Annotated in this window: 16 protein-coding genes; 14 read left to right on the forward strand and 2 right to left on the reverse strand. The window is 65.6% G+C overall.

What is annotated here, in order from left to right:
- Window positions 1-114 precede the first annotated feature (114 nt).
- From FCE95_RS06135 to FCE95_RS06180, 10 genes are all read left to right on the forward strand, one after another.
- Complete coding sequence (locus tag FCE95_RS06135) at window positions 115-924, forward strand: helix-turn-helix domain-containing protein (protein WP_137266053.1); 810 nt, start codon at window positions 115-117, stop codon at window positions 922-924.
- 68 nt (window positions 925-992) lie between these two features.
- Complete coding sequence (locus tag FCE95_RS06140; RefSeq protein ID WP_137266054.1) at window positions 993-1,319, forward strand: MmcQ/YjbR family DNA-binding protein; 327 nt, start codon at window positions 993-995, stop codon at window positions 1,317-1,319.
- Window positions 1,320-1,405: 86 nt separating this feature from the next.
- Window positions 1,406-1,942, forward strand: coding sequence for a hypothetical protein (locus tag FCE95_RS06145; protein ID WP_137266055.1), 537 nt, complete (start codon window positions 1,406-1,408; stop codon window positions 1,940-1,942).
- Between the two features lie 24 nt (window positions 1,943-1,966).
- Window positions 1,967-2,812 carry a DUF72 domain-containing protein gene (locus tag FCE95_RS06150; RefSeq protein WP_137266056.1) on the forward strand — a complete coding sequence of 282 codons (846 nt, stop codon included), beginning with the start codon at window positions 1,967-1,969 and terminating at the stop codon, window positions 2,810-2,812.
- 89 nt (window positions 2,813-2,901) lie between these two features.
- A complete protein-coding gene (locus tag FCE95_RS06155; protein WP_137266057.1) occupies window positions 2,902-3,864 on the forward strand; it encodes an aldo/keto reductase in 963 nt (320 codons plus the stop codon).
- A gap of 92 nt (window positions 3,865-3,956) precedes the next feature.
- The gene (locus tag FCE95_RS06160; protein ID WP_137266058.1) at window positions 3,957-5,090 is read left to right on the forward strand and encodes a sensor histidine kinase; all 1,134 of its coding nucleotides are present in this window, start codon (window positions 3,957-3,959) and stop codon (window positions 5,088-5,090) included.
- Entirely contained in the window at window positions 5,087-5,917 is an 831-nt protein-coding gene (locus FCE95_RS06165) for a LytR/AlgR family response regulator transcription factor (protein ID WP_137266059.1), read from the forward strand. Before FCE95_RS06160 ends, FCE95_RS06165 begins: the two co-directional genes overlap by 4 nt.
- Window positions 5,918-6,044: 127 nt before the next feature.
- Window positions 6,045-6,980, forward strand: coding sequence for an aldo/keto reductase (locus FCE95_RS06170; protein WP_137266060.1), 936 nt, complete (start codon window positions 6,045-6,047; stop codon window positions 6,978-6,980).
- A 109-nt stretch (window positions 6,981-7,089) separates the two neighbouring features.
- A complete protein-coding gene (locus FCE95_RS06175) occupies window positions 7,090-7,593 on the forward strand; it encodes a nuclear transport factor 2 family protein (protein ID WP_223266793.1) in 504 nt (167 codons plus the stop codon).
- A gap of 65 nt (window positions 7,594-7,658) precedes the next feature.
- Window positions 7,659-8,927 (forward strand): NTP/NDP exchange transporter, encoded by a 1,269-nt coding sequence (locus tag FCE95_RS06180; RefSeq protein ID WP_137266062.1) that lies wholly within the window; start codon window positions 7,659-7,661, stop codon window positions 8,925-8,927.
- Between the two features lie 113 nt (window positions 8,928-9,040).
- On the opposite strand, the gene FCE95_RS06185 is transcribed toward FCE95_RS06180, so the two are convergent.
- Both FCE95_RS06185 and FCE95_RS06190 read right to left on the reverse strand, forming a co-directional pair.
- Window positions 9,041-10,345, reverse strand: a complete 1,305-nt coding sequence (locus FCE95_RS06185; protein WP_137266063.1) for an MFS transporter — start codon at window positions 10,343-10,345, stop codon at window positions 9,041-9,043.
- Window positions 10,346-10,385: 40 nt separating this feature from the next.
- Complete coding sequence (locus tag FCE95_RS06190) at window positions 10,386-11,051, reverse strand: Pr6Pr family membrane protein (protein ID WP_137266064.1); 666 nt, start codon at window positions 11,049-11,051, stop codon at window positions 10,386-10,388.
- Between the two features lie 41 nt (window positions 11,052-11,092).
- On the opposite strand from FCE95_RS06190, the gene FCE95_RS06195 reads away from it, so the two are divergent.
- The 4 genes from FCE95_RS06195 (at window position 11,093) to FCE95_RS06210 (ending at window position 14,396) form a co-directional block, all read left to right on the forward strand.
- The gene (locus FCE95_RS06195; RefSeq protein ID WP_425481285.1) at window positions 11,093-12,040 is read left to right on the forward strand and encodes a DMT family transporter; all 948 of its coding nucleotides are present in this window, start codon (window positions 11,093-11,095) and stop codon (window positions 12,038-12,040) included.
- Between the two features lie 71 nt (window positions 12,041-12,111).
- Window positions 12,112-12,432 (forward strand): metalloregulator ArsR/SmtB family transcription factor, encoded by a 321-nt coding sequence (locus tag FCE95_RS06200; protein WP_137266065.1) that lies wholly within the window; start codon window positions 12,112-12,114, stop codon window positions 12,430-12,432.
- Window positions 12,433-12,455: 23 nt separating this feature from the next.
- Complete coding sequence (locus FCE95_RS06205) at window positions 12,456-13,391, forward strand: SAM-dependent methyltransferase (RefSeq protein ID WP_137266066.1); 936 nt, start codon at window positions 12,456-12,458, stop codon at window positions 13,389-13,391.
- Between the two features lie 42 nt (window positions 13,392-13,433).
- Window positions 13,434-14,396: an acyl-CoA desaturase gene (locus FCE95_RS06210; RefSeq protein ID WP_223266794.1), complete on the forward strand. Its 963-nt coding sequence runs from the start codon at window positions 13,434-13,436 to the stop codon at window positions 14,394-14,396.
- The last annotated feature ends 7 nt before the right edge of the window (window positions 14,397-14,403 follow it).

A 14,403-nucleotide genomic window follows, 5' to 3' on the forward strand; every position in this document is an offset into this window, starting at 1 on the left:
CCCGGGAAGGCGACCGGGGCATTGTAGACAGCCGCGCGTCCCCGGCCTATGCCATCGGTTGGGTCGCCTGCCCGGCTGCGCTACCCTGCAAGCCTGCCCGCCGCAGGAACCGGCATGGGATACGCCGTCCTCGCTCCGCCCGCACCACTCTCGGACTGGATCGAATCGATCTGGGATTGGGACATGCCGCAGCAGGCGCACCGTTTCGAACGAATGCTGCCTTCGGCCTGCGCGCAGCTGACCATCAACCTGGCCGAAGACGAAACCCGCGTGTACGACGATGCGCTGAACTGCAAGCGCAATGCCGGCGCGGCGCTGGATGCGCCTTCGCACCGCAGCTTCGTCATCGATACCGCCGAACAAGTCGCGGTCTGCGGCGTGGTGTTCAAGCCCGGCGCGTCCGCGCCGCTGTTCCGGCAGCGCATGGATGCGTTGGCCAACGGCCAGATCGATCTGGACGATTTGCTCCCCGGGCACGGACGCGACTTGCGCACGCGTCTGCTCGAAGCGGGCAGCGCGGCGCGAAGACTGGAGATCCTGCAGCGTTGGCTGAAGGCATTGGCGCGCGACGCGCGGCCGCAGCCCGCGATCGCCCATGCCCTGCACGTCTTCGAAGCTTCGCCGCAGATCGGGCGCATCGGTGCGATCGCCGCCGATCTCGGCTGGTCCCCGCGCCGGTTCAGCCAATGCTTCCGCGAACAGGTAGGCATGTCGCCCAAGCGCTACGCGCGCCTGCAGCGGTTCCACCGCGTCGCGGCGATAGCGCAGCGCGGCGGCCGGATCGACTGGGCCGGCGTGGCCGCCGACGGCGGCTTCCACGACCAGCCGCATCTGGTGCGCGAATTCCGCGCCTTCTCGGGATTCGCGCCGACCGCTTACCTGGCGCAGCGCGGCCCTTGGCCCGGGCACATCCCGCTCGATTAGCCGGAATATCCAAGACGCCCTCGCCCGCACCGGCTAAGTTCGGACGGAATCCGCCGCGACCATCCGACATGAAGCTCGACCAAGCCCGCCGCTATGCGCTGTCCTTGCCCGAAACAGTCGAGCAGCCGCATTTCGATTACGCCTCGTTCCGGGTCGGCGGCAAGATTTTCGCCACCGCGCCGCCCGACGGCGGGTACTTGCATGTTTTCGTCGGCGAGGAACAGCGCGAACGCGCTTTGGCGTTGGCGCCCGGTTCGACGGAGAAGTTGTTTTGGGGCAAACGCGTGGTCGGCTTGCGGATCGCGCTGAAGGACGCGAAGCCGGCGTTCGTGCAAGGCCTGCTGTCGCAGGCGTGGCGGGAAAAGGCGCCGAAATGGCTACAGGCCCGGGTTTGAGGACCGCTCGCTTCGCCATCTAAAGGCACATGGCGCGGCTGCGGCATGTTTGGAATACTCCGCCCGTCCCTTCCGGAAACGCCACGATGCTGCGATCAGTCGCGAACTGCTTCTTTATCCTTCTGTGCGCGTCTTCCGGCGCCGCTGCCGCGGACAAGCCCGCGCCGCCGGCGCTAAGCAAAGTTCCCGACGCCTTGGTCGGTTTTCTCTCGGGCGCATGGACCGGCGAAGGCGCCTTCGCCAACGGCAAGAAAATCGAAGCCGACGTTTCGTTCGCTTCCGACCTGGACGGACAGTGGCTGGCCTACCGCCACGCGGACCGCCCTCCCGGCAAGTACAAGGCCGTCGGCATGTGGGGCTACGCGAAGGGCGGCGAATTCGTGATGACCTTGAATGACAATTTCGGCGGCGCCCGGCGCTTCGCGAGCGAGGGCTGGCGCGACGGCCGCGTGGTCTTCGAAAACGTCGCCAACGCCGGCGCGCCGGCCGTCGGCCGCGAACGCTTCGTTTTCGAGCGCTACGAAGGCGACCGCCTCAAGATGACCTACGAACGCGGCGACGGCGAAGACCGATGGCGCATGGTGGATTACGTGGTATTCACCCGCAAAGCCGCATCTTCCTGACGGACTCGCCACGGACCCGCACCGATGACCCGCGCATCCCAGACCCAAACTTCGACGGGCCGCGTCACCGTCGGCATCGGCGGCTGGACCTTCGCGCCGTGGCGCGACAATTTCTATCCCAAAGGCCTGGTGCAAAGGCGCGAACTGGAATTCGCCAGCCGCCATGTCACCGCGATCGAGATCAACGGCACTTATTACGGCACGCAAAAGCCCGTCACTTACGCTAAATGGCGCGACGAGACGCCGGAAGATTTCGTGTTCTCGGCCAAGGCGCCGAAGCGGATCATGGCTTCTCGCGCATTGGCCAAGACCGGCCCGCAGATCGAGGATTTCGTCGGCGGCATCGTCGAACTGGGCGACAAGCTCGGCCCGCTGGTGTGGCAGTTCGAGCAAGGACGCAAGCTGGAAGCCGGCGATTTCGACGAATTCCTGGACTTGCTGCCCAAGCAATCCGGTGCGCGCGGTTTGCGGCACGTGCTCGACGTGCGCGATGCGTTTTTCATCGATGCCCGCTTCCTGGACTCGGCGCGCAAGCGCGGCATGGCGACCGTGTTCACCGATTCGCCCGACTACCCTTCCTTCGCCGACGTCACCACCGATTTCATCTATGCGCGGCTGATGCGAAGTCGATCCTCCGTTGCGACCGGCTATCCGGATGCGGAGCTGCAAACGTGGGCCGAACGCGCGCTGCGATGGGCCGCGGGCGGCGAACCCGAGGATCTGCCGAAAATAGCCCCGGCGGCGGCCGAGGCGCGGCCACGCGACGTGTTCCTTTACTTCATCAGCGCAGCGAAGGAACGCAATCCGGCCGCGGCGATGAAACTGTTGGAACAGCTCGGCCTGCAGCCGTCCGAAGCTTTTCGGCCGTAATCCAGCATCCGTGCCGTCCGGCACTGTCGGCTCACGTCGCGTTACCGGAAATTGCGCCAGGATCGGCCGACGTCCCGCAGGAGTTAGCCATGCCTACTCGCCGTGAATTCATCGCCAGCACCGCTCTGACCGCAACCGCCGCCGCGCTGATTCCGCTCGGCGCATGCAGCCAGGAAAACACCGCGCCGGTCGCCGCGGCCGATACGGCCGAAAAACCGTTCTCCGGCAAACTGATCGAACGCGCGATCCCCTCCACCGGCGAACGGGTACCCGTCATCGGCATGGGCACGTCCGGCAGTTTCGAAGTCGGCGCCGATACGGCTGAGCGCGATCCCCTGCGCGAGGTGCTTAAGCGTTTCGTCGCGGCCGGCGCCACGGCGATCGACACCGCGCCCACCTACGGCACCGCCGAGGACGTGCTCGGCGATTTGCTCGCCGAATCGGGCGCGCGTGGCAAGCTCTTCCTGGCCACGAAATTGTCCGGCGTGACGGGCCGCGACGAAGGCCTGGCCCAGTTCGGCGAATCCTTGCGCCGCCTGAAGACCGACAAGGTCGAGCTGCTGCAAGTGCACAACCTGCGCGACACCGAAACACAGCTGGCTTTGGCGCGGGAGCTGAAACAGCAGGGCAAGGTGAAATACGTCGGCCTGACCCACTACGTCGAAAGCGCGCAGCAGGATCTGGCGGAAGCGATGCGCAAGCTCAAGCCGGATTTCGTGCAGATCAATTATTCGCCGGTATCGCGCGGCGCCGAACGACGCATCTTCCCGCTGGCCAAGGATCTGGGCATCGCGGTGATGGTCAACCGCGCGTTCGAAGACGGCCGCCTGTTCGCCCAAGTGAAAAGCAAGCCCGTCCCGGACTGGGCCAAGGAAGTGGGTGCGGATTCTTGGGCGCAGCTGTTCCTGAAATTCGCGATCAGCCCGCCGGAAGTGACCGTGGTCGTTCCGGCGACGTCGAAACCGAAGAACCAGACCGACAACCTCAAAGCCGGCGTCGGGGGTTTGCTGGACGGGAGCCAGCGTTCGGCCCTGATTGCGGCGTTGGGCTAGCTGTCGCGCGCCGAAACGTGCGCTAAGCGCGCCGACCCGATCGGTTCGGGCCCGGGAGCCGTTTATGCTTATGCGTCGCAGTTCGCACAACCATGACCCCGGATCCCGCGCCCTCGAATCCTCTTGTCGGCAAGCCGCGTCCGAAGGGCCTGAATTCGGGGGTCCTGTTCTGGGCGCTGCACATCGCCGGCTGGGGCGGATTTTTCCTGGTCGGCTATCTGTCCGCGATCGCGAACGGCAAGCCTTGCGAGATATGGAAGCTCCTGTTCGCCGTCGCCGCGACCGGCTTCTTCGGCACGCTCGGTCTGCGCTACCTGTTGCGGGCCTGCCGCGATCTGCCGCCGCTGCGCGTGACCATGCTGATGATCGCGCCGGTGCTGGTGGTCGCGGCCGCGATGGGGCTGACCTTCATCGGCGGATTGGGCATGGGATGGTGCGACGTATGCCAGCCGATGTCGCGGGTGAACTATGTGGCCTACGTCTTCAACCAGCTGAACGTGGTGGTGGGCTGGACCAGCCTGTATTTGGTCATCACCAACTGGCGAAAACTGCAGTTGCAGACCCAAGCGGCGCTGGCTGCGACCGCGATGGCGCACCAGGCGCAGCTGAAGATGCTGCGCTACCAGCTGAATCCGCATTTCCTGTTCAACACCTTGAACGCGATTTCCACTTTGGTGCTGGACCGCGACAACGCCACCGCCAACCGCATGGTGCAAGGGCTCAGCGCCTTCCTGCGCCACTCGCTGGACGCCGATCCGATGCAGCGGGTGACGCTGAAGCAGGAAATAGACGCGATCGGCTTGTATCTGGAGATAGAAAAAACCCGCTTCGCCGAACGCTTGCGGGTGAGCATCGATGTCGAACCCGCCTGCTGGTCGGCGCTGATGCCTAGCCTGCTGCTGCAGCCGCTGGTGGAGAACGCGATCAAGTACGCGGTGGCCAAGCGCGTGGAAGGCGGCACGCTCGGCTTGCAAGCCTCGCTCGCAGGCGATCGCCTGCGGCTTTCCGTCACCGACGACGGCCCGGGCTGGCCCGCGCTGAAGGAAGGCGGCGTGCTGCCCGACCAGGGGCCGCAAGGCACGCGGGTCGGGCTGGCCAACACTCGCGAGCGGCTGCGCGTCCTCTACGGCGAACGGCAGAGCTTCGAGGCGCGCAACCGCGACGAGGGCGGCTTCATGGTGACGATGACGCTGCCGTTCGAAATCAGAGGCGCCCCCAGGGAATGACGAGCGACCGTCGCCGCGACCGGACGATCCGCACCTTGATCGCCGACGACGAACCGCTGGCGCGGCGCGGACTGGAATTGCGCCTGGCCGGCGAGTCCGACATCCGCATCGTCGGCCAGGTCGGCGATGGCGAGGCGACGATCCGCGCGGTGTCCGAGCATGCGCCCGACCTGCTTTTCCTGGACGTGCAGATGCCCGGCCTGGACGGTTTCGCGACCTTACGCGGCATTCCGGCGCAGCAGATGCCGCTGATCGTGTTCGTCACCGCCTACGACCATTACGCGATCAGCGCATTCGAAGCGAACGCGGTGGACTACTTGCTCAAGCCGGTGGACGAAAGCCGGCTGCATCAGGCCCTCTTCCGCGTGCGGGAAGCGCTGGACCGGCGCGAAGCCAGCGAGCATCGCGGCAAGCTGCTCGGCCTGCTCGGCGCACTCAGCGGCCGTCCGGCGCTGACGCTGGAAGAAGCGCTGCAGGCGGACGGCATGCACGGCCTGCGCGATCCGGATGCGCCGCTGGCGATCCGCGACGGCGCCCGCACCGTGCGCATTCCGCCGCAGAATCTGCGCTGGGTCGACGCCGCGGGCGATTACATCTGCATCCACACCGACGGCGAGACCTATGTGTTGCGGGCCACGTTGGCGCAGCTCGAAAAACGCCTGGATCCGACGCGCTTTCCTCGCATCCACCGTTCGGCCTTGGTCAATGCGGGGCGGGTCAAATCACTGCGTCCGCACCTCAACGGAGAGTACTTCTTGATGCTCGATTGCGGACAGGAGCTCAAACTGTCGCGCAGCTATCGGGACCGTCTCGCGCTGTTCAAGTGATCGCGGCGGCCAACGCATCTTATGCCGCCGAACGGATGCGCCGGTACGTGCGAAACCTGCGGTGGGCGGCATTGTTCCTGATCGGCTCACCGGCCAAGCTGGCACTCTCCTAATCGAGGGTTCCCCCATGCTCACTCGCCGAGACTTCATCGCCAGCGCCGCTTCGGCGGCCGCTGTCGCCCTGCTGCCGTTCGGCGCTTACGGCCAAGCGTCCCGGCTGCCGTCCGCGGTTTTGATCGAGCGTGCGATTCCCTCCACCGGCGAAAAGATACCGGCGATGGGCATCGGCTCCTCCGGCACCTTCGGCGTGTTCGAAGCCGGCGCCGCGCCTCCCGACATGGCCGCGCTGCGCGAAGTGTTCAAGCTCTTCGTCGATGCCGGCTGCACCGTCGTCGACACCGCGCCGCTCTATGGCGACGCGGAAATCATCCTCGGCGATTTGATCGCCGATTTCGGCGTCCGCGACAAACTGTTCCTGGCGACCAAGCTGACCCGCGTGACCGGCCGCGATGCGGGCCTGGCGCAATTCCAGGATTCGCTGCGGCGGCTGAAAACCGACAAGGTCGAATTGCTGCAAGTGCACGACATGCGCGACTTGGATACGCAATTCGCCTTGACCCGCGAACTCAAACAGCAAGGCAAAGCGAAATACATCGGCCTGACCCACTCCAACAGCGCGGCGCAAGCGCAAATGGCCGAGGCCATGCAAAAGCTCAAGCCCGATTTCGTGCAGATCAACTATTCGCCGATCTCGCGCGGCGCCGAGGAGAAGATCTTTCCGCTGGCCAAAGACTTGGGCATCGCGGTGATCGCCAACCGCACCTTCGAGGACGGCAAGCTGTTCGGCCAAGTCAGGGGCAAGCCTGTGCCGGATTGGGCCAAGGAAGTCGATGCGGATTCCTGGGCTCAGTTGTTCCTCAAGTTCGTCCTCAGCGAACCGGCGGTGACGGCGGTGATTCCGGCCACGTCCAAGCCCAAGAACCAGGCCGACAACCTCAAGGCGGGCTTCGGCCGGCTCATGAACCCTGAGCAGCGCGCCGCCCTGGTGGCCGCCCTCGGTTAACCGCCCTCTCGCCGCTCGGGCGATGAAAACAACCATCGGCACATGTGCCGCAGAGCGGTTGCGGAAACACTCCCTCCCATCCACTCGTTTCGACGAGGAGAAAAACACCATGAACGCACGCTTCCCGAAGGTTCTGCTCGCCTACGGTTTCGGCGGATTGGCCGCCATCGCCTGCGCTGCCGCGCCCGCCTCAGCGCAAACGGCTCCCGCTCAAAGCGGCGCAACATCGCAACAAGACGAATCGGCCCAAGCCGGCATCCGCGCCACGATCCAGCACTACTTCCAAGGCCACGCCACCGGCGATCCGTCCCACTTCCGCAAGGCCTTCCTCCCGACTGCGCACGTCGAAATCATCCGCGACGGAAAGTTCACCTCGTGGACGCTCGACGAGTACTGCGCCCTGTTCAAGGGAACGCCCGCGGCCGACGAAAGCACGCGGGTGCGGAAGATCGATTTCGTGGACGTTTCGAACAGCACCGCGATCGCCAAGGTGACGCTCGATTATCCGAAGCTCGTGTTCACCGACTATTTCCTGCTGTTGAACGTCGATGGCGAATGGAAGATCGCGAACAAGATCGCCAGCAATCGGCCGAAGGATGCGGGCAAGCAATAAACCTCGGCGGTTAACGCTCACACCGTCGCCACTACCGCCGAGAGATCGTGTCCGAGGAGGACCGCATGCTGCAACGCTGGTTAGCCCGCCTATTCAATCTCGAGAAGGACGAAGCCGGTGCGGTGGCGTCCGGCTTCGTCCTGTTCTTCCTGCTGTTCGCGGGCTATTTCATGCTTCGCCCGGTGCGGGAAACGATGGGCATCACCGGCGGCGTGGACAACCTGCAATGGCTGTTCACCGGCACTTTCGTCGCCACGCTGGCGGCGATGCCGCTGTTCGGCTGGCTCGCGGCGAAAGTGCGGCGGCGGCGGATCCTGTATTGGGTGTTCGGATTCTTCGCCGCCAATCTGATCGGCTTCGGCGTCGGCTTCCTGGTCCAACCCGACAACGTCTGGATGGCGCGCACGTTCTACATCTGGATCTCGGTGTTCAACATGATCGCCATCTCGGTGGCCTGGAGCGTGTTGGTCGACCTATTCGCGGTGTCGCAAGCCAAACGCCTGTTCGGGCTGATGGCCGCCGGCGCCAGCCTAGGCGGCCTGGTCGGCCCGTTGCTCGCGCTGCTTCTGGTGGAACCGATCGGACACGCGGGCTTGCTGTTCCTGTCCGCGGTGTTCCTGCTGGGCGCGGCCGGCGCCGCGCATTGGGCGCAGCGCTGGCGCGATGCGCGTCCGCTCACCGCCGACGAAACCTTGCAGCGGCAGCGGCCGCTCGGCGGCAGTCCGCTGGCCGGCGCGACTGAGGTGCTGCGCTCGCCCTTCATGCTCGGCATCGCGATGTTCGTGCTGCTGCTGGCCAGCGTCACCACCTTCCTCTACTTCGAGCAAGCGCGCCTGGTGGAAATACGCTTCCCCGACAGCACCGAACAGACTCGGGTGTTCAGCATCATCGACACGGTCGTGCAAAGCCTCGCGATCCTGACCCAGCTCTTCCTGACCGGTCGCGTCGCGCAAAGGCTGGGCATCGGCGTGCTGCTGGTCGCAGTGCCGGTCGTGGCGGTGTTCGGTTTCCTGTGGCTGGCGTTGGCGCCCACTTTCGCCGTGCTGGCGGTGGTCATGGTCGTGCGGCGCGCGGGCGAGTACGCCTTCGTTCGCCCGGGCCGGGAGATGCTGTGGACGGTGACGACGCCGGAAGCCAAGTACAAGGCCAAGAATTTCGTGGATTCTGTGGTCTATCGCGGCGCGGACGCGGTGAGCGCCTGGGTCAAAGCCGGGGTGGACATGCTGGCGCAGCAGCCGGCGATCGCCGCCTTGCTCGGCGCGGGGCTGGCTTTGGTGTGGGCCTACAACGGCGCCGCGCTGGCGCGGGCGCACAAGCGCATGGCCCCGCCCTGAGGTATTGCTCTTTTGTAGGAGCGGCTTCAGCCGCGAGTTTTTTCTCTCAAATCGTTGCGATGTCGCGATTTCGAGGAAAGAGGTCGCGGCTAAAGCCGCCCACAAAAATCAAGCTACGGCGGCGATAGAGGCCGTTTGATCAAATAGAGTGCGACCAGCACGCCGACCGCGCACGTCAGCGCCACGTAATGCGCCGGCGCCAATCCGCCGATCGCCTTCGACAGGTAACCGATCAACGGCGGCGTCAAGCCGCCGAAAATCGCGTAGGCGATGTTGTAGGAGAACGACAATCCGGAAAAGCGCACCGGGGCGGGGAACGCGGCCACCATGATCGAAGGCACCACCGCGACCACGCCGGTGAAGAAGCCTGCGAGCGCGTACAACGGCACGAAATGATCCGTGACGCCGCCGACCAGATGCGCATACAGGGCATACGTCGAAACGGCCAAACCGATGGCGCCGCCGAGCAAAGTCGCGGCCGCGCCGAAGCGGTCCACACACCATCCGAAAACCAGGCAGCCGATCACCAAGCAAAATGTCGCCACGCTGTTGCCGTGGAACGCCAGCGCGGCCGGCATTTGGAACGCGGTCTGCACCAGGGTCGGCGTCATCAGGATCACAACCACGATCGCCGCCGTCAGCATCCAGGTCGCCAGCATCGACACGGCCACGCTCGCGCCGTGATGCGCCAGCGCCTGCCGGACCGGCAAGCCGCTGGCCAGTTGCTTGCGCTCGCGCATTTCGGCGAACACCGGCGTCTCTTCCAACCAGCGCCGCAAATAGACCGCGATGAAGCCGAACACGCCGCCGATCAGGAACGGGATGCGCCATGCGTAAGCGGCGACTTCTTCGGCCGGGAAATGGGTGTTGATCCAAGCCGCGAGCAAGGAGCCGATCAGGATGCCCGCGGTGAGCCCCGAAGTCAGGCTCGCGCAAGCGAAGCCGACCCGGCGCGACGGCACATGCTCGGCGACGAACACCCAAGCGCCCGGCACTTCGCCGCCGACCGCGATGCCCTGCACCACCCGCAACAGCAACAGCAGCAGCGGCGCCAACATGCCGATCTGGGCGTAGGTCGGCAGCAGACCGATCAACAAGGTCGGCACCGACATCAAGAACACGCTCAGCGTGAACATGCGCTTGCGCCCGACCAGGTCGCCGAAATGCGCCATCACGATGCCGCCCAACGGGCGTGCCAAATAGCCGGCCGCGAAGATGCCGTAGGTCTGCAGCTGCGCCAGCCACGGCGCGGTATCCGGCGGGAAGAACAGTTGGCTGAGGATCTTAGTGAAAAATACGAAGACGACGAAATCGTAGAACTCCAGCGCTCCGCCCAATGCGGCCAGGCTCAAGGTCTTGGCGTCGCGGCGACCGAAGGGGCGTTGCCTATCGGCGGCGATGGCGTCGATCGCACTCATGATTCGCGTTACCCAGCAGTCTTTTCAGCGCGCGAACATCTCATTTTCGCCGCGTTCCGTCCATCCACCCGCTCTTCGCCAATCCGCGGTCGGCGGCGACCAGCAGCGCACCCAGGCCCAAGAACAAAACGAGCACGCCGGCTGCGTTGCGCACGGTCGCCGCCCAGCCCAATTGGCCGACATCGATGAACGGATACGGGTATTCGTGCACCCACGCGCCGCGCAGCAGCACCCACAGCAGGTAGGCCGCCGGGAATCCCAACCACGCCATCACCGTCCGCCACCGCAATCCGGAATGCCGTAACCCGAAGACCCACCAGGCCACGTACAACACGGGCGAAGCGTAATGCAGGCCGGTATCGGCCCACCATTGCGCGCCTTGCGGTTGCCACAAGTGGCGCAGGATCGAAAAGTAGATCAATCCGGTCACGCCGATGTAGAGCGCGATGCCGCCCTGGACCGCGGGCCGCCGGAAGAACGCCGCCGGGGAACCTCCGCCATGCACGCATGCGCTTGCGGTGGCGAACGCGACGAGCAGGTTGCTGAGGATCGTGAAGTAACTGAAGAAGCGCAGCGTCGCCAGCGCCGGGCCGATCGCCGGGGAAGCGCCGCGCATCAGGATGACGTACTGCAAGACCAGCGCCCCCGCCGCGACGCAGAACGCCGACAACGCCAGCCAATGCCGCCATCCTCTTTCCGCCGCCATAGCGTCTCCCCGCCGAGGTGCCGGGCCATCATAATGGTCCGGTGCCGATGACGCCTGCCGCCAAAGCCCAGTTCCAGATCCATGCCTGCGTGCTGCTGTGGGGCTTCACCGCCATCCTCGGCAAGCTGATCACCTTGCCCGCCTTGCCCCTGGTGTGGTGGCGAATGCTGATCGTGGTGGCGGCATTGGCGCTGCTGCCGCGGGTCTGGCGCGGGCTGCGGAAGATGCCTGCGCGGCTGATCCTGGCCTATGCGGGCATCGGCGCGCTGGTCGCGCTGCATTGGTTGACCTTCTACGGCTCGATCAAGCTGTCCAACGCGTCGGTGGGCGCCACCTGCATCGCCTTGGCGACGCCGATGACGGCTTTGCTCGAACCGTGGCTGGCGCGCCGAACGTTTTCGCTGCGCGACGTGCTGCTCGGCATCGCCGTGCTGCCCGGCGTGGTGCTGGTGGTCGGCGGCGTGCCGGACGGAATGCGGCTCGGCATCGCGGTCGGCGCGATGTCGGCGCTGTTCGTCGCCTTGTTCAGTTCGCTCAACAAGCGCTTCGTCGAGCACGGCGATCCGCTGACCGTGACCGCGCTGGAACTGGGCGCCGGGGCGCTGCTGCTGACCCTGCTTGCGCCGTTAATGCCGCGCTTGTTCCCCGCCTTCGCCGGCAGCCTGTTCGCCCTGCCCAGCCTCCACGACGCCGGCTATCTGCTGGCCCTGTCGTTGGTCTGCACGTTGCTGCCGTTCGCGCTGTCGCTGGCGGCGCTGCGCCACATGAGCGCGTTCGCCGCGCAGTTGGCGGTGAACCTGGAACCGGTCTACGCCATCGTCCTGGCGATCCTGCTGCTCAACGAGCAGCGCGAATTGACGCCGCAGTTCTATTTGGGCGTGGCGATCATCCTCGCGGCGGTGTTGGTGTATCCGTTGCTGGGCAGGCCGAAGCGGATCGGCCATCCGGAAGTGCTGGGAACCTCCGAAGCCAAGGGCATCACCGATTGAGTCCTCGACGCTTGACACGGCCCGGCAAGACGATTATACAATTAGCCAATTCGTTAATTGTTGAATTGCTTATGAGCGTGAATTCCGTGTTCGAAGCCCTGGCCTCGCAGCCCCGGCGCGAAATCCTGGCCTACCTGTCCGAGCAGGAACTGACCGCCGGCGAGATCGCCGCTCGTTTCGAGATGAGCGCGCCGGCCATCTCCCGCCATCTGTCGACGCTGGAGAGCGCGGGCCTGGTCAGCAGCGAGCGCCGCGGCCAGTACGTGATCTACCGGCTCAACAAAGACAACTTGGTCAACACCATCACCGGCTTCGCCTTCGAGATCTGCCCCACCGCCGGGCCGTTGAAGCGCGAGTCGCGGGCCATGAAGAAGCTGGCCGCCAAGAAGTAATCTCCACTGCCGAGGAATCGACGATGTCGACGGATCGCGCTTCGGAAGCCCTGATCGACGGCCTTCCAACGACGAAGAACGCGGGCGATCCCGCCATCGACCGCACCCTTGCGGATGTCGCCAGCTATTACGCGACCGCCACCGAAGACTACCGGCAATGGAGCCGCGGCCTGAACATGCATTTCGGCTACTGGCAATGGCCGCTGTCGCCGTTCGACCGCGAAGCGATGCTGGAAGCGCTGAACCGGCAAGCGATCGCGCGCATGGCCATCGACGGCGACGCGCCCATCCGCGCGGTCGACCTGGGTTGCGGCGCCGGCGCCGTGGCGCGGGCTCTGGCGCGCCAGCATCCGCAAGCGCGCATCACCTGCGTCACCATCGCCCCGGTGCAAATCGAATACGGCCGCGAACTCAACGCCGATGCCGGCGTCGCCGAGCGCATCGACATGCACCTGTCCGACTACCGCGATACCGGCTTGCCGAGCGAGAGCTTCGACCGCGCCTGGTTCGTCGAAAGCGCCTGCCATGCCGACGGTCCGGACAAACGCGCGCCGCTGGCCGAAGCGCACCGTTTGTTGAAGCCGGGCGGCCGTCTGCTGATCGCGGACGGCTTCAAGCGCGACGCGCGGCCGCTGCCGCGCTGGCTGCGCAACACCTACCGCAGTTGGTGCCGCGGCTGGGCGATCCCGGAAATGGCGCAGCTCGACGCGTTGACCGCCGCCTTGGCCGATCTGGGCTTCGTCGACATCCGCGTCGAAGACGTGTCGTGGCGGATGGCGCCCTCTTTCGCCCACATTCCGTGGGTCGCCACCCGCTACGTGCTCAACGAATGGGCCGGCGGCCATCGCTTGTCGGCCTGGCGCCGCCACCACGCGCGCGCTTCCTTCCTGTCGATACCGCTCGGGCTGGCGCTGCGCCATTTCCGTTATTGCTTCGTGAGCGCGAGCAAAGCCGGTTGAATCGCTAACCCGTTCGGAGACGCTGCAGTGGGGAGCATGCCGATGTCCGAAAGCCTGAAGTCGCATCGCGTCCGCACGTCGGCGCAGCGCGACGTCGTCGAAGGCGACGCGATCTGGGAGCCGGTGCGTTCGCTATGGCTGAGCGCGATGCTGGCCGGCGCAAGCATCGGCGGCGCACTGACTTTCAGCTGGGCCGCCTTCGCGATCTTCGTCTTCTCCACCGCCGCGGTGCTGCTGCTGGGGCATTCGCTGGGCATGCACCGCAAGCTGATCCACGACAGCTACGGCTGTCCGAAATGGCTGGAGTATTTCCTGGTGTATTGCGGCGTGCTGGTCGGGTTGTCCGGACCGTGGGGCCTGCTGCGCACGCACGATCTGCGCGACTACGCGCAGCGCCTGCCCGATTGCCACGACTTCCTCGCCCACCGCCGTCCGTTCTGGCAGGACGCGTGGTGGCAGTTGCATTGCGAATTGCGGCTGCGGCGGCCGCCGGACATCCGCATCGAAGCGCGGATCGCGAACGATCCGGTCTATCGCTTCCTGCAACGCACCTGGATGCTGCAGCAACTGCCGTGGGCGCTGCTGTTGTTCTGGCTGGGCGGGTGGGGTTTCGTGTTCTGGGGCGTGTGCGCGCGCGTGGCCGCGGGCGTATGCGGGCATTGGCTGGTCGGCTATTTCGCCCACAACCACGGCGGCATGCGCCACGAAGTGCGGGACGCCTGCGTACAAGGCCGCAACGTGCGTTTCGTTTCGCTGCTGACGATGGGCGAGTCTTGGCACAACAATCATCACGCGTTTCCGGGTTCGGCCAAGCTCGGGCTGTATCCGGGCGAATGGGATCCGGGCTGGTGGTTGCTGAAAGCGCTCGAACGCCTGGGCTTGGTCTGGGATTTGCGTTTGCCCGAACACTTGCCGCATCGGCCCGAACTGGCGGTCGTCCCGCCGCCGCCGCATGCGCCTCGGCGCGCGCTTGCGAAAAGCTTACGCACCGCTCCGCCCCCCTAATTCCACG

Source organism: Luteimonas gilva (genome assembly GCF_005239095.1).
GTDB classification, from domain to species: Bacteria; Pseudomonadota; Gammaproteobacteria; order Xanthomonadales; family Xanthomonadaceae; genus Luteimonas_C; species Luteimonas_C gilva.

Coding starts and splice junctions, on each gene's coding strand:
- FCE95_RS06190 (WP_137266064.1), bottom strand. CDS start 11,051: ATGGCGGCGGAAAGAGGATGGCGGCATTGGCTGGCGTTGTCGGCGTTC.
- FCE95_RS06210 (WP_223266794.1), top strand. CDS start 13,434: ATGTCCGAAAGCCTGAAGTCGCATCGCGTCCGCACGTCGGCGCAGCGC.
- FCE95_RS06160 (WP_137266058.1), top strand. CDS start 3,957: ATGACCCCGGATCCCGCGCCCTCGAATCCTCTTGTCGGCAAGCCGCGT.
- FCE95_RS06150 (WP_137266056.1), top strand. CDS start 1,967: ATGACCCGCGCATCCCAGACCCAAACTTCGACGGGCCGCGTCACCGTC.
- FCE95_RS06200 (WP_137266065.1), top strand. CDS start 12,112: ATGAGCGTGAATTCCGTGTTCGAAGCCCTGGCCTCGCAGCCCCGGCGC.
- FCE95_RS06180 (WP_137266062.1), top strand. CDS start 7,659: ATGCTGCAACGCTGGTTAGCCCGCCTATTCAATCTCGAGAAGGACGAA.
- FCE95_RS06165 (WP_137266059.1), top strand. CDS start 5,087: ATGACGAGCGACCGTCGCCGCGACCGGACGATCCGCACCTTGATCGCC.
- FCE95_RS06185 (WP_137266063.1), bottom strand. CDS start 10,345: ATGAGTGCGATCGACGCCATCGCCGCCGATAGGCAACGCCCCTTCGGT.
- FCE95_RS06135 (WP_137266053.1), top strand. CDS start 115: ATGGGATACGCCGTCCTCGCTCCGCCCGCACCACTCTCGGACTGGATC.
- FCE95_RS06155 (WP_137266057.1), top strand. CDS start 2,902: ATGCCTACTCGCCGTGAATTCATCGCCAGCACCGCTCTGACCGCAACC.
- FCE95_RS06175 (WP_223266793.1), top strand. CDS start 7,090: ATGAACGCACGCTTCCCGAAGGTTCTGCTCGCCTACGGTTTCGGCGGA.
- FCE95_RS06205 (WP_137266066.1), top strand. CDS start 12,456: ATGTCGACGGATCGCGCTTCGGAAGCCCTGATCGACGGCCTTCCAACG.
- FCE95_RS06170 (WP_137266060.1), top strand. CDS start 6,045: ATGCTCACTCGCCGAGACTTCATCGCCAGCGCCGCTTCGGCGGCCGCT.
- FCE95_RS06145 (WP_137266055.1), top strand. CDS start 1,406: ATGCTGCGATCAGTCGCGAACTGCTTCTTTATCCTTCTGTGCGCGTCT.
- FCE95_RS06140 (WP_137266054.1), top strand. CDS start 993: ATGAAGCTCGACCAAGCCCGCCGCTATGCGCTGTCCTTGCCCGAAACA.